The 20,905-nt window shown below is 74.8% G+C and carries 15 protein-coding genes and 2 pseudogenes; 10 read left to right on the top strand and 7 right to left on the bottom strand.

Going from position 1 to position 20,905, the window contains the following annotated elements; translation table 11 throughout:
- The first annotated feature begins 83 nt into the window (after positions 1-83).
- Positions 84-725, top strand: a complete 642-nt coding sequence (locus tag HCN08_RS07235; RefSeq protein ID WP_167982023.1) for a polysaccharide deacetylase family protein — start codon at positions 84-86, stop codon at positions 723-725.
- 118 nt (positions 726-843) lie between these two features.
- Complete coding sequence (locus HCN08_RS07230; protein ID WP_240969815.1) at positions 844-1,584, top strand: N-acetylmuramoyl-L-alanine amidase; 741 nt, start codon at positions 844-846, stop codon at positions 1,582-1,584.
- A gap of 19 nt (positions 1,585-1,603) precedes the next feature.
- On the opposite strand, the gene HCN08_RS07225 is transcribed toward HCN08_RS07230, so the two are convergent.
- Positions 1,604-3,661 (bottom strand): transglycosylase domain-containing protein, encoded by a 2,058-nt coding sequence (locus HCN08_RS07225; protein ID WP_322974274.1) that lies wholly within the window; start codon positions 3,659-3,661, stop codon positions 1,604-1,606.
- A 192-nt stretch (positions 3,662-3,853) separates the two neighbouring features.
- On the opposite strand from HCN08_RS07225, the gene HCN08_RS07220 reads away from it, so the two are divergent.
- From HCN08_RS07220 to HCN08_RS07200, 5 genes are all read left to right on the top strand, one after another.
- On the top strand, positions 3,854-5,215 hold the full coding sequence (locus HCN08_RS07220; protein WP_240969814.1) for a polysaccharide deacetylase family protein: 1,362 nt from the start codon (positions 3,854-3,856) through the stop codon (positions 5,213-5,215).
- 131 nt (positions 5,216-5,346) lie between these two features.
- On the top strand, positions 5,347-6,072 hold the full coding sequence (locus tag HCN08_RS07215) for a response regulator transcription factor (protein WP_167982022.1): 726 nt from the start codon (positions 5,347-5,349) through the stop codon (positions 6,070-6,072).
- A 2-nt stretch (positions 6,073-6,074) separates the two neighbouring features.
- Entirely contained in the window at positions 6,075-7,565 is a 1,491-nt protein-coding gene (locus HCN08_RS07210) for a sensor histidine kinase (RefSeq protein WP_167982076.1), read from the top strand.
- The gene (locus HCN08_RS07205) at positions 7,562-8,167 is read left to right on the top strand and encodes a GerMN domain-containing protein (protein ID WP_167982021.1); all 606 of its coding nucleotides are present in this window, start codon (positions 7,562-7,564) and stop codon (positions 8,165-8,167) included. The genes HCN08_RS07210 and HCN08_RS07205 overlap by 4 nt, the downstream gene beginning before the upstream one ends.
- A 144-nt stretch (positions 8,168-8,311) precedes the next feature.
- Positions 8,312-8,911 (top strand): hypothetical protein, encoded by a 600-nt coding sequence (locus HCN08_RS07200; RefSeq protein ID WP_167982020.1) that lies wholly within the window; start codon positions 8,312-8,314, stop codon positions 8,909-8,911.
- On the opposite strand, the gene HCN08_RS07195 is transcribed toward HCN08_RS07200, so the two are convergent.
- Complete coding sequence (locus tag HCN08_RS07195; protein WP_167982019.1) at positions 8,898-10,304, bottom strand: FAD-dependent oxidoreductase; 1,407 nt, start codon at positions 10,302-10,304, stop codon at positions 8,898-8,900. The two genes, HCN08_RS07200 and HCN08_RS07195, sit on opposite strands and share 14 nt — an antisense overlap.
- A gap of 281 nt (positions 10,305-10,585) precedes the next feature.
- On the opposite strand from HCN08_RS07195, the gene HCN08_RS07190 reads away from it, so the two are divergent.
- From HCN08_RS07190 to HCN08_RS07180, 3 genes are all read left to right on the top strand, one after another.
- Positions 10,586-11,446: an oxidoreductase gene (locus HCN08_RS07190; RefSeq protein WP_167982018.1), complete on the top strand. Its 861-nt coding sequence runs from the start codon at positions 10,586-10,588 to the stop codon at positions 11,444-11,446.
- Positions 11,447-11,611: 165 nt separating this feature from the next.
- Positions 11,612-12,448, top strand: coding sequence for a polysaccharide deacetylase family protein (locus HCN08_RS07185; RefSeq protein ID WP_167982017.1), 837 nt, complete (start codon positions 11,612-11,614; stop codon positions 12,446-12,448).
- 264 nt (positions 12,449-12,712) lie between these two features.
- On the top strand, positions 12,713-14,743 hold the full coding sequence (locus tag HCN08_RS07180; protein ID WP_167982016.1) for a S53 family peptidase: 2,031 nt from the start codon (positions 12,713-12,715) through the stop codon (positions 14,741-14,743).
- A 103-nt stretch (positions 14,744-14,846) separates the two neighbouring features.
- Here HCN08_RS07180 and HCN08_RS35105 read toward each other — a convergent pair.
- From HCN08_RS35105 to HCN08_RS07160, 5 genes and pseudogenes are all read right to left on the bottom strand, one after another.
- Positions 14,847-16,001, bottom strand: a pseudogene (locus HCN08_RS35105) (ATP-binding SpoIIE family protein phosphatase); the annotation flags it as partial.
- A gap of 198 nt (positions 16,002-16,199) precedes the next feature.
- Positions 16,200-16,649, bottom strand: a pseudogene (locus tag HCN08_RS35100) (ATP-binding cassette domain-containing protein); the annotation flags it as partial.
- A gap of 267 nt (positions 16,650-16,916) precedes the next feature.
- A complete protein-coding gene (locus HCN08_RS07170) occupies positions 16,917-17,213 on the bottom strand; it encodes a zinc ribbon domain-containing protein (protein ID WP_167982014.1) in 297 nt (98 codons plus the stop codon).
- A gap of 155 nt (positions 17,214-17,368) precedes the next feature.
- Complete coding sequence (locus tag HCN08_RS07165) at positions 17,369-19,771, bottom strand: ABC transporter permease (RefSeq protein WP_167982013.1); 2,403 nt, start codon at positions 19,769-19,771, stop codon at positions 17,369-17,371.
- The gene (locus tag HCN08_RS07160; protein WP_167982012.1) at positions 19,768-20,730 is read right to left on the bottom strand and encodes an ABC transporter ATP-binding protein; all 963 of its coding nucleotides are present in this window, start codon (positions 20,728-20,730) and stop codon (positions 19,768-19,770) included. Before HCN08_RS07160 ends, HCN08_RS07165 begins: the two co-directional genes overlap by 4 nt.
- Positions 20,731-20,905: the final 175 nt, after the last annotated feature.

Genomic DNA, 20,905 nt, shown 5'->3' with positions numbered 1-20,905 from the left:
GATCATGCCGATTGTGCAGAAACGGCCTATGCCGACGGCATACCATCCGCACCATCGGTAGTACGCACGACAGGAGCACCGCCGTGACCACCACAGCAGAGGGACCGACCGGCCGTATCGGCCGCGCGGCACCCGTCGTCGAGTCCACCCGCCAGGTCGGTTCGTACCTGGCGCTGACCTTCGACGACGGTCCGCATCCGGTCCACACCCCCCGTCTGCTGTCCGTGCTCAAGGAGCGCGGGGTCACGGCGGTCTTCTGCCTCTGGGGCGCGCACGCGCTCGCGCACCCGGAGATCGTCCGGGCGATCGTGGCGGACGGCCACCAGCTGGGCAACCACGGCATGCACCACGACGACATGGCGGACTGGCCGCAGGAGCGGATCCGCGAGGACCTGGAGCAGACCTCGGCGGCGATCAGGGCGGCCGTGCCCGGGGTCGCCGTCCCGTACTTCCGGGCCCCCTTCGGCAGCTGGGGCCGCACCCCCGAGGTGGCCCGGCGGCTCGGCATGGTGCCGCTCGGCTGGCGGGTCGCGGCCGAGGACTGGGAGCCGCCCGGCACGCAGGAGCTGGTCCGGCGGGTGGAGAGCCGGCTCACGCCCGGCGCGGTGGTGCTGCTGCACGACGGGGGCGGCGACCGCTCGCAGACCGTCGAGGCCGTCGAGGCGCTGCTGCCCCGGCTCGCGGCCCGCGGCTGGCACTTCACGGGCCCGGCCCGCCGCTGCTGAGAGCCCGGCTGAGCGCCCCTGGTCCTGCGGGGCGAACCCGCAGGTCAGCGCGGCAGCGTTCACCCGAACGGCGTGCGGCGGCTGTCCGTACCCCCGGTTCGGCCGGAGGCTGGTGGGCATGCAGTCGTACCGGGCCATGCTGCTGTCGGGTCTGACGGCGCTGGTCTTCCTGGGGGCGTGCTCCACACCGGGACGCCCGGTGCAGGGGCCGACGCACCCGCGTGCCGTGCTGCACCCGGCGGTGCTGCGGCCGGTCATCGTCGGGCGCGCGGGCTGGCACGCCGACCAGGCGTCGGTGCGCGCCGGGCTGGTCTACGACCGGTCGGTGCGCGCGGTCTTCATCCACCACACCGACAACCCCAACGACTACGACTGCGCCAAGGACGTCCCGGCGATGCTGCTCGCCCTCGAACAGCGGCACATCGCGCTGGGCTGGGACGACCTCGGCTACAACTTCGTCGTCGACCGCTGCGGCGGCATCTACGAGGGCCGCACCGGCAGCATCGACCGGGACGTGCGCGGCGCCCACACCGAGGGCTTCAACACCGACACCCTCGGCATAGCGGCGCTCGGCAACTTCGGGCCCGGCCAGCCCGTGCCGCAGCCGATGCTGCGGGCGATCGCCGAGATAGCCGCCTGGAAGCTCGACCCGTCGGTGAGCCCGCTCGGCCACGTCCGGCTGGTGTCCAGCAATGACGGCAGCCGCTTCCCCAAGGGCACGGCGGTCTCGCTCAACGTCGTCTCCGGCCACCGCGACGTCTACGAGACCGACTGCCCGGGCCAGGCCCTCTACGACGCCCTGCCGTGGATACGCAAGACCGCCGCGGCCCTGCGCGCCAAGGCGACCTACCCGGGCTGAGCCCGGCGCGCGGGGCGCCTCAGTGCGTCGCCGCCACGTACGCCGACCAGATCTGCGCCGGGAAGCGGCTGCCGGTGTGCTCGGGCTCGCGGCTGCCGGTCGTGCCGGTGAGCGGCTGGAGTTGCTGCGTCTTGGGGTCGATACGGAAGAGGGCGACGGCCGTTGCTGCCGACGTGTCGTAACCGGCGTAGTAGGCCGAGGTGTTGTCCGGCGCGGTCCCCTCGACGCCGGCCAGGCCGCCGCCGCGGGCGAGCGCGTCGCCCACCTCGCCGGCCACCGTGGGGCTGAACGGGTGCGTGACGGCCGGGCCTTGCACGGGCACGCGCTCGCCGTCGCGGGTGACGCGCAGCACCGAGTACGGGTCGGTGTGCGTACCGCGTGCGGCGAAGGTGGCGTAGGCGCCGGCGACCCGGATCGGGCTCGGCGTGGCGGTGCCGAGCGAGAACTGCGGTATCTGCTCGGCGAATCCGCTGTCCGGCAGCAGCCCGGCGTCCACCGACGCCTTGCGCACCCGGTCGATCCCGACATCCATCCCGAGCTGCACGATCGGCGTGTTGACGCCGTTCGCGACCGCCTCCCGCAGCGGGATCCTCCCCCATGAACGGCCGCCGTCGTTGGCCACCTTCACGATCTTCCCGTCCAGGCTCCAGTACGGGCCCTCGGGCGTCATGACGGGCGTCCTGTCGTCGCCGTCGTAGAGCGTGCCGGGGGTGACGGGGGTACGGGGCGCGTCGCGGACCAGCTGGACGCCGTCGCGCAGGCCCGCGGCGTAGACGAAGGGCGCGTAGGCGGTGCCGACGGGCACGATGGAGATGTTGGCGTCGTCGAAGCCCTGCGTGACGTAGCCCGGGCCGCCGTAGAGGGCGAGGATACGGCCGTCGGTGCCGACCGAGGCCGCGCCGACCCGGACGTCGCGGTCGGCGGCGCGGCCGGCCGGGCGCAGCGCGGCGAGCCGGCCCTGGACGGCGGAGGTGAGCGCGTCCACCCGGGGTTTGTCGAAGGTCGTGTAGATCTGGTAGCCGCCGCGGTCGAACTCCTCGTCGGTGATGCCGCTGTGCGCCGCGATGTACGCGCGGGCGGTGTCGACGAGGTAGCCGGTCTGGCCGCCGAGCCCGGCCGGGCGGGGCGGCGGGAGCGGTTCGGGGAAGGCGGTGATACGGGCCCGGTCGGCGCGCGAGAGGTGGCCGGTGCGCACCATCCGGTCCAGCACCCACGACCAGCGCTGCACGGCACGCTTGTGGTTCGCGGCGCTGACCGCCGGGTCGTAGAGCCCGCCGCCCTTGAGCAGGGCGGCGATGAACGCGCTTTCGCTGACGGTGAGTTGGGAGACGTCCTTGCCGTAGTACGCCTTGGCGGCGCGCTGGACGCCGTAGGCGCCGCGGCCGAACCAGCTGGTGTTGAGGTAGCCGTCGAGGATGGTGTCCTTGCTGAGCTTCCGGTCGAGCTTGACCGCGAGGAAGATCTCGGTGGCCTTGCGGGACAGGGTGCGGTCCTGGTTGAGGTAGACGTTCTTGACGTACTGCTGGGTGATGGTGGAGCCGCCCTCCGTCTCGCCGCCGGTCGCCATGGACGCCACCGCGCGGGCGATGCCCTTCACGGAGATGCCGGGGTCGGAGTAGAAGGACGCGTCCTCGGCGGCCAGCACGGCGTTCTGGGTGGCCTTCGGGATGCGGCTGAGCGGCATGGACTGCCGGTCGATCGGGCCGACGCGGGCCATCTCGGTACCGTCGGCCCAGTAGTAGACGTTGTCCTGCTGGGTGGCGAAGGCGTTGAGGTCGGCGGGGATGCGGGTGTGCTGGTAGCCGTAGCCGACCAGGCCGGCGAGCAGCGCCAGCACCCAGCAGCAGGCCAGCGCCGCCTGCCGCCCCGAGGGCAGCCAGCGGCGCACCCCGCGCCGCCCGGGCCGCGGATAGCGCGGACGCAGCGCCCGGCCCGCGGCCCGCAGCCCCGCCCGCGGGTGCCGCACACCGTGCCGCACGCCGTCGCGCAGAGCCGCGCCCCGCCGCCGTACGCCCGCCGGGAAGGCCGCCGCCCGCCGCCGTATCCCCGTCCGCCCCTCCGGCCCGCGTCGCGGCACCGTCCCCACCTCCCGGCCCGTGCGTGCGCCCCGGGCGGCACGCCCGCGGCGGCGGCCACCGTAGGAAGCGCAACGGGACCGGACCGGGATGGGAAGGCGACAGCTTGGTAACAGCCGTGGCGGGAGGGGCAGTTGCCGTCCTGTGACAGTTCGGGCCAGCCGCGGTCATGAAGCGCTCGCAGGGTCGGGGCCATGGGAATTGCCAGCCGACTCCCCCGCCTGCGCCGCCGCCGCAGCGGCGAGGACATCCCCGAGAGCGACCCGCACGCCCGCCGGATCAGCCGGCGGCAGGCCGCCGCGGTGTGCGGTGTGCTGTGCGCCGGGCTGCTCGGCGCGACGGGCACCTTCGTCGCCGTACGCGGCCACGGCGGCGGCCCGGACGCGGACCTGCGGCGTACCCACCCCACCGGCACGACCGGCGCGACCGCGACCTCGGCGCCGCCCGCGCAGGCCACCGCGGCACCCGCCCCCGACGACGGCAAGCCGCATGTCATCGGCGACGGCTCGACCTCCTACACCGGCCCGCAGCCGCACCAGTTGGTGCCGCGCAAGCTCAAACCGGGCGAGAAACCCCCGCAGTTCGTGGTCTTCTCCTGGGACGGCGCCCTGGAGAACGACGACCACCTCTTCTCGCGCTTCCGCGAACTCGCCCAGACCTACAACGCGCACATGACGTTCTTCCTCAGCGGCATCTACCTGGTCCCCAAGGACAAGCGCACCCTCTACAAGCCGCCCAGGCACGGGCCCGGCGACTCCGCCATCGACTTCCCCACCGACCAGCACATCCGCTGGACGCTCCAGCAGCTGCGGCTCGCATGGGAGCAGGGCGACGAGATCGGCACGCACTTCAACGGCCACTTCTGCGCCCCCGACCCGGGCGGCGGCGGCACCTGGACCACCGCGGACTGGGAGAGCGAGATCTCCCAGGCGTACGCCTTCGTCGAGCACTGGAAGACCGACACCGGCTTCACCGACATCCCGCCGCTGCCCTTCGACTACGCCACCGAGCTGGCCGGCGGCCGGGCGCCCTGCCTGGAGGGGCAGAAAAACCTGCTGCCCGCGGAGGCCGCCAACGGCTGGCGCTACGACGCCAGTTCGCCCGGCGACTTCCAGGTGTGGCCGCAGAAGAAGGACGGCGTCTGGGACTTCCCGCTCCAGCTCATGCCCTACCCGGGCAAGGACCGGCAGGTCCTTGCGATGGACTTCAACTTCCTCTACAACCAGTCCGGCGGCGACGTCACGCAAGGAAACCCGGCGAAATACCCGCAGTGGGAGCGCGAGGCACGGCAGGGCTACCTCAACGGCTTCGAGCGGGTCTACAACGGCAGCCGCGCCCCGCTCTTCATCGGCAACCACTTCGAGACGTGGAACGGCGAGATCTACATGCAGGCCGTCGAGGACGTCGTCAAGGACGTGTGCGGACGCCCCGGCGTGCAGTGCGTGTCCTTCAAGGAGCTGAGCGACTGGCTCGACGCGCAGGACCCGGCCGTCCTCACGAAGCTGCGCACCCTCGACCCGGCCGAGTCGCCGGACTGGTCGACGTTCCTGAAGTGAGCCGGCGTTCCTGAAGCGGGTTCCTGGAGTGGGCCGCGGGAGACCTGGGGCAGGCGCGTACACGGGTACGGTTTTGTGATCGTCCCGTAACAAAACCCGAGGCCATGGCCAACGGTCCGGATACTGAGTGCATGCCACGCCTGCTGCTGATCGAGGACGACCCCGCCGTCCGTGAGGGGCTCCTGCTGGCGCTGCGCCGGCAGGGCCACGAGGTCGCCGCGGTGGCGACCGGCGAGGAGGGGCTCGCGGGGCTGCGCACCTTCCGGCCCGATGTCGTCGTGCTCGACCTGATGCTGCCCGGCATGCCGGGCCTGGACGTGTGCCGCCGCATCCGGGTCGACGACCAGGTGCCGATCATCATGGCGACCGCGCGCGGCGACGACGTCGACATCGTCGTCGGCCTGGAGGCCGGCGCCGACGACTACGTGGTCAAGCCCGTGCAGGCCCGGGTCCTGGACGCCCGGATCCGCGCCGTCCTGCGCCGGGTCGGCGGCGGCCCGGGCGGCACCGAGGCGCCGCCGCGCGCCGAGCAGCACGGCGACCTGACGATCGACCGGGCGGGCCTGACCGTCAGCCGCGGCGGCGTGCCCGTACCGCTCGCGCCGTCCGAACTGCGGCTGCTGCTGCTCCTGTCGGCCTCGCCCGGCCGGGTCTTCAGCCGCCAGCAGCTGCTGGAGGCGGTGTGGGAGCACAGCTACCACGGCGACTCGCGGCTGGTCGACGCGTGCGTGAAGCGGCTGCGGACCAAGCTCGGCGAGACCGCGACGCCCGGCGACCAGCGCTGCATCCAGACCGTGCGCGGCTTCGGCTACCAGTTCCGCCGCTTCCCCGACCCGGCCCGCAGGGCGGCGGGGTGAGGATGCGGCTGCCGCTGGTGCTGGGCGGCCTGCGGATCCGGCTCGTCGTCGCCTTCGCGCTGGTCGCCGTCGTCGCCACGGTCACGACCGGCGCGCTCGCCTTCCGGGCCGCCCGCACCGGGCTGCTCCAGCAGGGCCAGGACACCGTCATCACGCAGTTCCGCGACGCCGTCGACAGCCTCGCGCCCTCGCTGACCTTCCCGCCCGCCCAGGACGACCTGCAGGTCTTCGCCGACCAGATCGCCCACGCCCAGCGCACCACCGACTGGCGCGTCATGGTCACCTACCAGGGCCGTACCGCGACCTCCGCGCCCGGCGACGCCTTCACCGAGCTCACCCCGGCGATGCGCGCCTCCGTACGCGACCGGTCGGCGACCGTCTTCCAGCGGGTGTCCACCGCGCACGGGCCCGCGCTCGTCGTCGGCCTGCCCGTCGGCATCGGCACCCCCGACCAGGACCGCGGCCTGCCGCCGCCCTCCGGTGTCGCCGTCTTCCTGACCGTGCCGCAGAACGACGCGCAGGGCTACGTCGACTCGCTGGTCTCCGCGGTGGAGCGGGCGACCGTGCCGGCGCTGCTGGTCGCGGTGCTGCTCGCGCTGCTGGCCGCCCGCGGGGTGCTGCGGCCGGTGCGGGCGCTGCGCGGGGCGACCCGGCGGATCGCCGAGGGGCACTTGGAGACCCGGCTCGCCGTGCACGGCTCGGACGAGCTCGCCGACCTCTCCCACACCTTCAACGACACCGCCGCCGCGCTGGAGTCCTCCGTCGCCGACCTGCGGCGGATGGAAGGCCGGGCCCGGCGCTTCGCCGCGGATGTCTCGCACGAGCTGCGCACCCCGCTGGCCGCGATGGCGGCGGTCACCGACGTGCTCGACGAGGACGCGGCGCAGCTCGACCGGGACACCGCGACCGCGGTCCGGCTGATCAGCGAGGAGACCGGCAAGCTCGTGCGGCTCGTGGACGACCTGATGGAGATCTCCCGCTTCGACGCGGGCGCGGCCTCGCTGCACCTGGACGAGGTGGACCTCGCCGAGTCCGTGCTGCGCACGCTCGCCGCGCGCGGCTGGCAGGACACGGTGGGCACCGAGCTGCCGCCGCCGGACACCGCCCGCGGCATCGTGGACCCGCGGCGGCTGGACGTCATCGTGGCCAACCTCGCCGGGAACGCGCTGCGGCACGGGGAGCTGCCGGTACGGGTGCGGATGTCGGTGCGCGCGGCGGACGCGCCCGGGGCGGCCGGGGCTTCCGGGGCGGACCGGGTCGCGGTCATCGAGGTCACCGACAGCGGTCCCGGCATCCCGCAGGACGTGCTGCCGCACGTCTTCGACCGCTTCTACAAGTCCGACACCTCGCGCACCAGGACCGAGGGCAGCGGGCTCGGCCTGTCCATCACCGCGGAGAACGTCCATCTGCACGGCGGCACCATCACCGCCGCGAACTCCCCCGCCGGGGGCGCCGTCTTCACGGTGACGCTGCCGCTGCGGAGGGACGTGTGAGCGGGCGTACGGGGCGGGTGCGGGTGCGGGGCCGGCGGGCGCAGGGTCTCGCGCGGGTGGGGGCGCTGCTCGCGGCGGGGCTGGTGGCCGCGGGGTGCGGCATCCCCACCACGGGCGTCGTCGAGGCGGGCGAGCCGGCGTCCGGGATACGGCCGCTGATCTCGCTGTATTTCGTGCTGCCCGACGGCTCCCTCGCGGTGCGGCAGCGCTCGACCGACGGCCCGAACGGCGTCACGGACGCGGTCGCCCTGCTGCTGAAGGGCCTGAGCGCGCCGGAGGCCAAGATCATGGGCCTGACCTCGCTGCTGCCGCCGGACGCCCGCGGCCCCGGCGTCCGTACCGGCCACGGCAGCGTGCGCGTCGATCTGCGCGCGGGGACCGCCCCGCTCGACCCGAGGGCCGTGGACCAGGTGGTGTGCACCGCCGCGGCGGCCTACCGGGCCGTCACGCCGGGCGCCGGGGATGTCCACGTCACCGTCAGCGTCGCCGGCACCCCGCAGGAGGGCTCCCCCGACCAGACCGCCACCTGCTCGGCCGCGGCCAAGTCCTGGCCCTTCGCCGGCGCCGGCCAGGCCCGCCCCCCGGAGGCCGACCGGCCGTAAAGAGGGCACGTCGGCGCACGCGCTCAGTCCGCGTCCGCGCGCCGCCGGTGCCGGACCGCAGCGCCGGGCGGGCCGCGTCCACTACCCTGCCGCCGTACGCCCACCGCCGCCGCGCGGGACGCCGAGGGATCGGGGGACCGGCCTATGGCTCGACCCGCGTTAGGCCCGCTGTACGCCGCCGCGCGGTTCGCCGGCCGGCTCGTGCCCTGGGCCGCGCTGGTCCTGGGCGCCGCGGCGCTGGCCGGGTGCGCGGCACTGCTGGCCGTCGCGCTGCCCGACGCGCAGTCCCGGCACGACGCGTACGCCCGGGCCGTACCGTGCGCCGCCGGGCAGGAAGGCCAGGAGGGCCAGGACGGCCCGGACTGCCTGGGCGCCGCCCGCTGCACCGTCGCGACGGTCCACATCCGGCACACCGGCAAGTCGTCGTACTACTGGGCCGACCTGACGTGCCCGGGCGCCAGTACGCGCCGGGTCCCGTTCGACGGCGACCGGCCCCTCCTGCGTACCCTCCACCCCGGCGACGCGGTCACCGCCACCTCCTGGCGCGGCAAGGTCGTCACGCTCGCCGCTCCGGGCGGCACGCCCGCGCAGCGCACCGACGACGACCCGGCCGACGCGCCGCACGACGTCACCGTCGCGTCCGTCATCGTCGGGGCCGTGGGCATCCTGCTGGTGACCGTGGGCTGCGTCGAACTGCGCCGCAGGCGGCACCGGCGGGTCCGGCACGCCGTCAGCCCTTCGTGAACAGCGCGATCATCCGGGAGCGTTCGGCGTCGGTGAAGGGCGGGTCCGCGAGCGGTTCGGGACGCAGCGGGTTCAGCACGGTCGCGAGCACGTCCGGGCGCAGGGCGGCGTACTGGCCCGCGGACAGGCTCAGCACGTCCAGGAAGGCCCGCGAGACGCCGCGGCGGCGGGTCGCGGTGTGCATGAGGCGGTCGGAGTAGCGGGTCATGAGCGCGCCGAGCGCGCCCGGCCGGTCGCCCTCGGCGCCCGGGTAGCGCAGGTCCTGCCCGGCGGCCAGCGACCACGCGGCGTCCGCGGCCCGCGCGGCAGCCCGCTGCACCCGGCGGGCCAAGCCGGGGCCGGGGCGGCGGGCGGCCTCGGCGCGCAGGGCCAGCGCGTGCAGCGCGGAGACCGACATCCCGTGGCCGTAGAGCGGGTTGTACGTGGCCAGCGCGTCGCCGAGGACGACCAGGCCCTCGGGCCAGGCGGGCATCCGCTCGTAGCGGCGGCGCTGGTTGGCGGTGCTGTGGGAGACGGTGACGTCGCCGAGCGGGGTGGCCCGCGAGATGAGGTCGCCGACGACGGGGTGCCGCAGGGCGCGGGCGAAGGTCTCGAACGCGCCCGGGTCGCCGGTGGGTTGGGCGCCGCGGGTGCCGGAGAGGGTGACGAGCCAGCGGCCGTCCTCGACGGGCAGGATCGTGCCGTTCAGGCCCGGCACCGGCTCGCGCGGGTCGGCCTGGACGTTGACGGTGGGGAAGCCCTCGGTGCCGGGCGGGGCGCGGAAGAGCCGGCTGGCGTAGCCGAGGCCGGAGTCGACGACCTCCGTGCGCACCGGCGGCAGGCCGAGCCGGTCCAGCCAGCGCGGCATGGACGAGCCGCGCCCGCTCGCGTCCACGACGAGGTCGGCCTCCAGCACCTCCTCGCGCCGCCCGTCCCGTATGGCGACGCCAGCGACCTGCGCGGCGGTCCCGCGCAGCCCCAGCACCGTACGGCCGGGCAGGGTGCGTACGCCGGGGGTGCGGGTGACCAGTTCGCGGACCACGCCGTCGAGCAGGTCGCGGGTCGCGGCGAGGAAGAACTGCTGCTCGGGGAAGCGGGTGAGCCAGCCGCCCGACGTCATGACGACCAGGTCCGCGGGGACGGCGAACCGCCGGCCGCCCGCGGCCAGCAGCGCCTCGGTCGTGCCGGGCACCAGCGACTCCAGCGCCCGCGCCCCGCCCGACCAGAGCAGATGCGCGTGCCGGGCCTGCGGCACGCCCTGCCGGGGCAGCGGCCCGTGCGGCAGCTCGTACCGCTCGACGACGGTCACCTGCATGGTCTCCGCGAGCGCGGCGGCGGCGAGCATGCCGGTCAGGCTCCCGCCGATCACCACCGCCCGCCCCGCGCGCGATCGCGCCGCGCCGTCCGCCGGCATGAGCCATGCCCTCCCGTTGCAGCCGCCTGCCACCTCACACTGGCACCCGCCACTCCCGCGGTGCAACTCCCCAGGTCGGCGCCCCTACCGGCCGGCCGGGCCGCGTGCCCGAGCCGGGGCCGCGCGTGCGGCGGCGGCACGCTGCCTGGCCCTGGCGTTCCCAGGAACGGCGGGGTACTGCCCCGCCGTTCCGCGCCGGGCCAGGGTGGAAGGCCTGACAGACCATACGACCGGCGGCGCCGCACCGAGGCGCCCCTCCGTGACGAAAGGCGGCATCCGCCATGACCGGCACCCTCCCCGGCGGCACGATCACCCCGGCCCCCGGCCTCACCCTCAGCCGTATGGGGTACGGGGCGATGCAGCTCGCGGGCCCGGGCGTCTTCGGCCCGCCCCGCGACCGCGACGAGGCGCTCGCGGTGCTGCGCACGGCCGTCGACCTCGGCGTGACCCACATCGACACCAGCGACTTCTACGGCCCGCACGTCACCAACGAGCTGATCCGCGAGGCCCTGCACCCGTATCCGGCCGGCCTGCGCATCGTCACCAAGGTGGGCGCGCGGCGCGACGCGCAGGGCGGGTGGCTGCCGGCACTCGGCGCGCGGGAGCTGCGCTCCCAGGTGCACGACAACCTGCGCAACCTGCGGCTGGACGTCCTGGACGTGGTGAATCTGCGGGTCGGCGGTGTGCACGGCCCGGCGGACGGCGCGCTCGCCGAGGAGTTCGGCGTGCTCGCCGAAATGCGCGAGCAGGGGCTGATACGCCACCTCGGCGTCAGCAACGTCACCGCGGAGCAGGTCGCCGAAGCGCAGGGCGTGGCACCGGTGGTGACCGTGCAGAACCTCTACAACATCGCGCACCGCGAGGACGACGCCCTGGTCGACCTGTGCGCGCAGCAGAACATCGCCTACGCCGCCTTCTTCCCGCTCGGCGGCTTCACCCCGCTCCAGTCGGCGACGCTGGAATCCGTCGCGGCCCGCCTCGGCGCGACCCCGCAGCAGACCGCGCTGGCCTGGCTGCTGCGCCGCTCGCCGGCGATGGCGCTGATCCCGGGCACGTCCTCGGTGGCGCACCTGCGGGAGAACGTCGCGGCGGCGCAGCTGGAGCTGCCGGCCCACGCGGCGGCGGAGCTGGACGCGGTGTGAGCGCGCGGCCCCGGTGAGTCAGGAGAGTGACGGGGACCTGAACCGTACGGGAACGGGGTGCGGCCGTCCGCCCCACCCCGGTGCACGGCCTGGCTATACGCCCAGCGTATAGTTCCTGCCGGTCCGCCCGCGGTGGGCGAACCCGTCACCAGGGGGGACTCACTCATGCGCATCCCGCGCCTCATACGTACCGCCGTGCCCGGACGCGGCCGTCGCGCACCCCGCGCGCTCGTCGCGCTGCTCGGCACCGGCGCGCTCGCCGCCTCCCTCACCGGGTGCAACGGCTACAGCGCGACCTACCCGGCCAAGGCCCGCACCCATGTGCCGGCGAGCGGGGCCGCGGCCTTCGCGACCGCCGCGGACGGCAGCACCGTCGACTGCCGCAAGGCCAAGTGCGTGGCCCTCACGTTCGACGCCGGGCCCAGCGTCCGCACCCCGCAGATCCTGGCGATCCTCGCCCAGTACCACGTCCACGCGACCTTCTTCACGCTCGGCAAGAACCACGTCATGAAGCACCCGGAGATGGTGCGGGCGATGGCGGCCCAGGGCCACGAGGTCGAGACGCTGACCTGGTCGCACCAGATCCTCACCAAGATCGACAAGGACGAGGTCCGCAAGGAGATCACCGAGGGCCAGGACGCGGTGGAGAAGGTCATCGGCGTGCGCCCCACGCTGCTGCGCCCGCCGCAGGGCCGCACCAGCTCCACCGTGACCGCGATCGCCAAGGACCTCGGCATGGCGGAGGTGGTGTGGAGCGCGGACGGCGCGGACTACAAGACCACGGACTCCAAGCTGATAGAGCAGCGGATCCTGAAGAAGACCAAGCCCGACGGCATCATCCTGCTGCACGACCTGGTGGACGACACCAACAAGGGCTACAACGGCACGATCGCCGCCGTCCCCGGCATCATCTCCACCCTCCAGAAGCGCGGTTACGTCTTCGTCACTGTCAAGCAGCTGCTGGCGCCGGGCACTCCGCAACCGGGCAAGGTCTACAAGTAGCCCGGGGCACGGGCCCGGCGGGTGCGGGTGCGGCGGGTGCGGGTGCGGGCGCGGCGGGGTGGGCGCGAAAACCGACATGCCGCCGATGTCGGCGGCGTTGGTTAAAGGTCCCGCTAAGGACGGCTGTTCGAGGTTCCCCCCGCTTCGCGTGGCGTGCACACTACAGCTTTCGGTGATCGCCGCTCGGCGGTCATCGAACGGGCACGTCCGCATTCCGAACCTCACGTTGGAGTCGTCATCACCGACATACCCAAACCCCGAGTCGTGCGGGCCGCCGTGGTCGCCGCGGCCTCGCTCGCCCTGGCGTCCGGCTCGCTGCTGATCGCCGCCCCGTCGCAGGCCGCCGCCGGTGCCGCGGCGCCCACCGCGAAGACCATCGCCGACACCCACCCCGCGTGGGCGACGGCGGCCGGCGACGCCGGCGCTGTCCCGGCCTCCACCCAGATCACCGGCACCGTCTACCTCGCGGGGCAGGACCCCGCTGGCCTGACCGCGTACGCCACGGCCGTGTCCGACCCGGCGAACGCCGCCTACGGGCAGTACCTGACGCCCGCGCAGTTCCAGTCCCGCTTCGGCGCGACCGACGCGCAGGTCCACGCCGTCACCGCGTGGGCCAAGGACGCCGGCCTGACCGTCGTGGGCAGCACCACGCACGCCGTGACCGTACGCGGCACCGACGCGGCGATCACCAAGGCGTTCGGCACCGCCATCCACCAGTACCGCGTGGCCGGCACGCTGCGGCACGCGCCCGCCCGCGACGTCACCGTCCCCGCGTCGGTGTCCTCCGCGATCCTCGGCGTCACCGGCCTGAGCTCGGCCGGCGACAACGTCGTGCACCCCGACTACGTGCGCACGAACGACGCCGCCCCGGCTGCCGCCCCGGCCGCCGCGCCCGCGCACGGCAAGCGGCCCACGAGCCAGCTGCCGACCGAGGCGACCTGCTCCGACTACTGGGGCCAGAAGACCACCACCGCGGGCCCGGCCGGCTACGCCAAGGGCGCCGTGCCGTTCGACCAGTGCTCGTTCTACCCCTCGCAGCTGCGCAAGGCGTACGGCATCACCGCCTCGGGCCTGACCGGCAAGGGCGCGACGATCGCGATCGTGGACGCGTACGGCAGCTCGACGATGCTCGCCGACGCGAACCAGTACGCCACCAACCACGGCGACAAGGCATTCCGCGCCGGGCAGTACAAGGAGATCGTCACCCCGGCGCAGTGGCAGGACCAGGACCTGTGCGGCGGGCCCGAGGGCTGGGCGCCCGAGGAGGCGCTGGACGTCGAGATGGCACACGGCCTCGCGCCGGACGCCAAGGTCGTCTACGTCGGCGCCAACTCCTGCAACGACGACGACCTGCTGAGCGCGATCACCACGATCGTGGACCACCACCTCGCCGACGTGGTGTCCAACTCGTGGGGCGAGATCATGCACACCACGGACAACGCCGACGTCTCGGCATCCGAGATCGCCGCTTATGAGCAGGTGTTCAAGCAGGCCGCCGCCGAGGGCATCGGCATCGGCTTCTCCGCCGGCGACTGCGGCGACTCCAGCCCGCTGGCCGCCGCGACCGGCGCGAACTGCCAGGCCGACACCCCGCGCGCCCAGGCCAACTGGCCCGACTCCGACCCGTGGGTGACCTCGGTCGGCGGCACCGCGCTCGGCATCTCCTCGAAGTCCGGCGCTTACGGCTTCGAGACGGACATGGGCACGCTGCGCTCCAACCTGTCGGCCGACGGCACCAGTTGGGTCCCGGCCGTGCCGGCGCCCTTCTACTTCGGCGGTGGCGGCGGCACCAGCGAGGACTTCGCGCAGCCGGCGTACCAGCGCGGCGTCGTGCCCTCGTCGCTGTCGCACACCCTGATGACCGGCGCGCACAGCCGCACCGCCCAGCGCGTCACGCCCGACGTGTCGCTCAACGGCGACCTCTACACCTCGGTGCTCGTCGGCATCTCCGACGGCGCCGACTACAGCGAGGGCGGCTACGGCGGCACCAGCGTCTCCTCCCCGGAGTTCGCCGCCGTCCAGGCCGACGCGCTCCAGGCCCGGCACCACGCCATCGGCTTCGCCAACCCGCTGCTGTACGCGCACCCCAACCTGCTGCGCGACGTCGTCGACGAGAACGCCGCGCACCACGCCAAGACGCCGCTGTCCAGCATCGTCGACTTCGGCGTGACCAACGGCGCGCTCACCGTCCGGCTGGTCGCCTTCGGCCAGGACACCACCCTCAACGCCGTCCGCGGCTACGACAACGCCACCGGCCTCGGCACGCCGACCCTGGCGTACCTGCGCGGCCACTGAGCCGCACCTTTCCGGCGTTCTACGGAGCCGGGTCCCGCCGTCCGCCGGCGGGGCCCGGCTCCGGGCGTCCAAGGGGGCGGCTCAGGGCGTCCAGGGGGGCGGCTCAGGTGCGGGCGGCGGGCGGCAGCCGCTGCTCCACCCAGATGATCTTGCCGTCCTTCGGGTAGCGGGTGCCCCACCGCTCGGCCATCTGCGCGACCAGGAACAGGCCCCGCCCGCCCTCGTCCGTCGTGGCCGCGTACCGCAGGTGCGGGGAGGTGCTGCTGGCGTCGGCGACCTCGCAGATCAGCGTGCGGTCCAGCAGCAGCCGTACGTCGATCGGACCGGTGGCGTAGCGGATCGCGTTGGTGATCAGCTCGCTGAGGATCAGCTCGGTGGTGAAGGCCAGCTCGTCCAGGCCCCACTGCCGGAGCCGTGCGACGGCGGCGCCGCGTACGGCCGCGACCGCGGCGGGGTCGGAGGGCACGTCCCAGCGGGCGATCCGGTCCTCGGGCAGCGCCCGGGTCTCGGCGACCAGCAGCGCGATGTCGTCGCTCGGCGCGTCGGGCAGCAGCGCCGACACCACCGCGTCGCAGGTCTCCTCCGGCGTACGGTCCGGGTGGCCGGCCAGCACCGCGCGCAGCTGCGCGAGGCCCACGTCGATGTCGCGTCTGCGGTCCTCGACCAGGCCGTCGGTGTAGAGGACCAGCCGGCTGCCCTCGGGGAGCCGGTGCTCGACCGCCTCGAAGGGCAGCCCGCCCAGGCCCAGCGGCGGCCCCGCGGGCACGTCCAGCAGGTCCACCGTGCCGTCCGGGAGCACCAGCGCGGGCGGCAGGTGCCCGGCCCTGGCGACCTCGCACGTACGGGCCACCGGGTCGTAGACCGCGTAGAGGCAGGTCGCGCCGGCGACCGGCGCCCCGCCGGAGTGGCCGCCCGAGGCGTGCGCCTCGTCCTTGTCGATCCGGCCGACCAGGTCGTCCAGGTGGGCCAGCAGGTCGTCGGGCGGCAGGTCCAGCATCGAGAAGTTGTAGACGGCCGTCCGCAGCCGGCCCATCGTCGCGGCGGCGTGCATGCCGTGGCCCACGACATCCCCGACCACCATCGCGACCCGCGCGCCGGGCAGCGGTATGACGTCGAACCAGTCGCCGCCGACGCCGGCCTGCGCCGGCAGGTAGCGGGAGGCGACATCGAGCGCGTTCTGCTCGGGCAGGCCGTGCGGCAGCAGGCTGCGCTGGAGGTTGACCGCCATCGCCGTGTTGCCGGTGATCGCCGAGTCGATCTGCTCCTGCGTGCTGTACTTCGGGTCGAAGACCCCGGTGTTCCGGCCGCCGCGCAGCACCGCGACCCGGTCGGTGACCGCCCGCACCTCCTCCAGCTCCGGGCTCACCAGCAGCACCCCCAGGTGCTGGTCGCGCAGCCGCTGCACCAGCTCCAGCACCCGGGCCGCCTGCCGCGGGTCCAGCGCCGCGGTCGGCTCGTCCAGGATGATCAGCTCGGGCTCGCCGATGAGCGCCCGGGCGATCGCCACGGCCTGCCGCTGCGCGCCGGACAGCGACGCGACGGGTGTGCGCAGGCTCTCGATCGGCACCGCGAGGGTGTCCAGCAGGGCGCGGGCCCGCTTCTCCATCTTGATCTCGTTGAGCATGCCGAGGGTGCGCAGCTCACGGCCGAGGAACAGGTTCTCGACGGTGTCGAGGTTGTCGCACAGGCCCAGGTCCTGGTGGATGGTCGCGATACCGAGCCGCAGCGCGTCCTGCGGCCGGCGCAGCTCGACCTCCCGGCCGCGCCACTCGATCACGCCCTCGTCCGGCGGCGTCACGCCCGAGACGACCTGGACCAGGGTGGACTTGCCCGCGCCGTTGCTGCCGACCAGGCCGACCGCCTCGCCCTCCCGGACGGTGAGCTCGACCGCGCGCAGCGCCCGCACCGCGCCGAACCGCTTGGAGACGCCGCGCACGGCCAGCAACGGGCTCGCGTTCACACCCACCACCTCCTGCCCCCGGGCGACCACGGCCCCGGGCCCACCGGTCCGCCCCGTCCTACCGAGTCTGCCCGGCGGACCGCGGGACGCACCGCGCCGACGTACCGCACTTCGGCGGTCACCAACCACCGTAATCCACCCTGACGCCCGCAATACGGGCGCCGGTGGTCAATTACGGCGGTTTGCCGCTGCCGGCTGCCGCCGGTCGCGGTCTCAGGCAGTGGGGTGCTGGTGGTCGTGCAGCGGGGCCTGCGCCGCCTGCGGCTGCATCTGCGGGGCGGTCTGGCCCTGGAGCTGCGCGGCCTGCTCCTTGGAGATCTCCTGCGCGGCGCCGCAGAAGGTGCACTGGATCACGTACTTGCTGCTGATCGGGAAGAGCGGCACGAAGAACAGGGTGAACTTCGTGACCCGCTTCTTCAGCGAGTGCGCGGCCGGGTTGCCGCACCGCCCGCAGACCAGCGTGATCATGGCGAGGGTCTGGAGATAACTCCGAAAGCCGAATATGATCATGGATTCCCCCCAGGCGTCGGTGAGCTGTCCCAGGAAGTGTCCCGCACGGGGGTCGCGGCGCGATATGCGGGTGCGTCACGGCCTTGCCTCAGTTTCCGCGCCGCCGCTCTTTTACGGCCACGGCCCCCGGCTCCGGCTCCTCCCTCTCCTGCGGCTCACTCCGTCCGCAGGCTGGTGGCCGTCGGGGTGCGGGCGGACCAGGTCGCGGGCAGCAGCGCGCCGGCGGTCGCGATGACCAGGCCCGCGAGGGCGAGCAGGGCGACCTGGAGCGGGTGGTAGACCGCGAGGTCGGGGTGCGGGATGTGCGCGCCGGCGGCCGAGCCCATCGCGGGCACGACCAGGTGGTGCAGCGCGATCCCGAGCGGCACTCCGACGACGCCGGCGAGCAGGCCGATGCCGGCCACGGACGTCACGACCATCGCCACGGTCTGCCGCGGGGACATCCCGAGCGCCTTCATGACGCCGAGGTCGTGGACGCGCTCGCGGGTGTCCAGCACGACGGTGTTGAGCACGCCGAGCCCGGCCACCAGGACCAGCATCAGCGTCAGCGCGGCGATCAGCGCGTCCATCGCCACGACCGTCGTGCTCAGCGACCCGCCCTCCGCGAACGCCTCCACACCCGCTGAGCGCAGGGCCGCGTTGAGGTCGCGCAGATATGCCCCGGTGTCGGCTCCTTGGGTGAGTTTCACGTGAAACATGTCCGGTTGCGCGCTGACCCCGACCGCCGTGAGCGTCCGCGCGTCGGTCGCGACCCGCATCCCCGCGTCGCCCACCACCAGCGCCTCGCCCACGATCCGCACCGGTGCGCCGCGGCCCTCGCCCTGCAAGGTGACGGTGTCCCCCACCCGCGTGCCGGTCGCCGCCAGGAAGCGCCGGCCCACCACGATCTGCCCCGGCCCGGTCAGCCAGTGCCCCGAGACCATCTGCAGGCTCGCCCAGGCCGCGTCCCCCTGGTACGCGGCGGCCGTCGTCGCGCCGGGCAGCCCGGCGAACGCCACCCGCCGCTCGCTCACGCCCACGTAGCCGGCGGTACCGGGCTGCGCCTCGATGGCCCGGGTGAGCGCGGCGGCGTCCGCCGCGACCGGCGGGCCGGGGGCGGGGGCCTCCGCGCCGGGTCCGGCGTCCTGCCGCGCGGGGGCGTCGGGCGGCGGGCCGTACACGGGCACGGTGACCTGGCCCGGCGTGTCGCGGTTCAGGCCCGCCTGGATCGCCGACAGCGACGAGCCGAGCCCGTACGCGAACGTCACGCCGAGCGCCCCGAAGGCGACCGCCGCCCAGATCGTCGCCGAGCGCGCCGGCCGGGCGAACGGGCCGGCCAGGCCCAGGCTGAGGGCGCGCGGCAGCGGCAGCCGGGAGGCCGCGCGGGCGGCGAGCCGGCCCCGTCCGACCCGGGGCGTACGGCCGGTCGCCAGCGCCTGGACCGTACGCATCCGGGCGGCCCGCAGCGCCGGCGCGAGCGCGCTCGCCACCACCAGCGCCAGCGCCCCGGCCGGCACCGCCAGGTCCAGCCACCACGCCACGGCGAGCGAACCGGTGCCGTACGCGTCCGACGCCTGCGCCAGCAGCGGTACGGACGCCAGGTTGCCGAGCAGCACCCCGGCCGCCGTACCGGCCGCCGCCGGGATCAGCGCCTGGCCTACGTACGCCCGCCCGACCTGCCCCGGCGTCAGGCCGAGCGACTTCAGCACCCCGATCCGCCGGGTGCCGGCACTGACCGCGCCGCTCACGACGATGCCGATGATCAGCACCGACATCACCAGCCCCAGCACCCCGAAGGCCACGATGAAGGGCACGAAGGTCGCGCTCTGCGCGTCGGCGGCCTGCTTGACCACGAGGTACGACCGCGTCGCCGTGAGCGCGCCGCGCGGCACGGCGGCGGCCACCGCCTCCTTCGCCCGGCCGAGCCGGTCGGCGCTCACGGCGTGCGGGAAGCGGTAGAGCATCTCGTACGAGGGCGTGCTGCCCGGCGTGGTCAGCGCGGCGATCTGCGCGGGGACGACCCAGGCGTCGGCGGTGCGGCTGACGGAGCGGGCGATGCCGACGACGGTCAGCCGCGGGGTGCCCGGCAGCCCGCGGAATTCGACGGTCCCGCCGACCCGGTCCATGCCCGCGGCGACCCGGTCGCTCTCGGCGAGCACGATCTGGCCGGGGCCGGTGAGCCAGTGCCCGGCCGTCAGCGAGACGTCGTCCACCGGCCCGCCGGCGCTCGCGCGGCCCGCGATCGTCAGCGGGGGCAGGTCCCCGGGGAAGGTCCCGCCCGCGGCGACAGGGTGCGGAACCGCCGGGACCACCGCGAAGGGCCCGGCGGCGGTCGCCCCGGCGGCCCGGGCGGTGGCGGCGACCTGCGCCCGGGTCGCCTTCGCACCGTCGAAGGTCGCGGTGAGGTGGGCGCCGTGCTCGCGGGCGAAGGCGCGGTCGAAGGGGGCCTGCGAGGCGACGACGAGGGCGCCGGCCATGATCGACGCGGTGACGGCCATCATCGTGGTCAGCGCCATGACGACGGTCTGCACACGCCGCCGGCCGACCCCGGCGCGCACGACTTTCCCGAGCGCGCTCACCGTGTCACCGCCGGGCCGCTGTCGCCGGTGGCGGGGCGGGGGCGGTGGCCTGCGGCCGGCGGGGCGGCGGGGCGGGGGCCTTCACCGGCGCGGGAGCCGGGGCTTGCGGCGGTGGGGGCGGCGGGGCCCGGCGGTGCGGCGGGGCTTGCGGCGGGCGGAGTCCCGGCGCCCAGGGCGGCAAGGCTTGCGGCGGGCGGGGCGGCGGGGCTCCCGGCGGGCGGGCCTGCGGCGGTGTCGCGGATGACGCGGCCGTCGACCAGCTCGATCGTGCGGCTCGCGCACGACTGCGCCAGCGCCAGGTCGTGCGTGACCAGCACGATCGTCTGGCCCTCGGCGTTGAGCCCGGCGAGCAGCGCGCGGACCTCCGCGCCCGAGGCGGTGTCGAGCGCGCCGGTCGGCTCGTCGGCGAGCAGCAGCGCGGGACGGTTCATCAGGGCCCGCGCGACCGCGACCCGCTGGCGCTCGCCGCCGGACAGCCGGCCGGGGTAGGCGCGGGCATGCCGGGCGATGCCGAGGTGGTCGAGCAGTTCCGCGGCCCGGGCGCGGGCCCGGGCGCGGGCCTGCGCCCGTCCGGCGCCGACCAGCTGGGACGGCAGCAGGACGTTGTCGGTGACGGTGAGGTCGTCCAGCAGGTTGAAGAACTGGAAGACCATGCCGATGCGTTCGCGCCGGTAGCGCGCGGAGCCGGTCTCGCCGAGCCGGTCGACCCGCACCCCGTCGACGGTGACGCTGCCCTCGGTCGGCCGGTCCAGGCCCGCGATCAGGTTCAGCAGCGTGGACTTGCCGCTGCCGGACGGCCCGAGCACGGCCAGCGCCTCACCGGCCCCGACCGTCAACGTCAGGCCGTCCAGGGCGGCATGGCCGTCGTCGTAGGTCTTGCGCACCCCGCGGATGTCGATGAGGGGCGGCGGTGGCGCGTTCGTGGCGGCGGTGCGGGTGGTGCGGGGCGTGCTGTCCATGCGGGTCCTTCCCCCGTGGGGCGGCGGTGTGCCGCGGTCGGTGCGGCGCGGTCGGTGCGCCGCGGGCGGTGCGCCGCGGGCGATGCGCCGCGCTCGGCGTGCCGTAGGCGATGCGCCGCGGGCCGGGTCCGACGCTAGGAGCGGGGCGCGCGGGCGCGCGTCGGCCGCCGTGCGG

Source organism: Actinacidiphila epipremni (genome assembly GCF_012034175.1).
Classification (GTDB): Bacteria; Actinomycetota; Actinomycetes; order Streptomycetales; family Streptomycetaceae; genus Actinacidiphila; species Actinacidiphila epipremni.
Note: the sequence above shows the minus strand (reverse complement) of the source record. Positions and strands in the feature narration are given on the sequence as shown.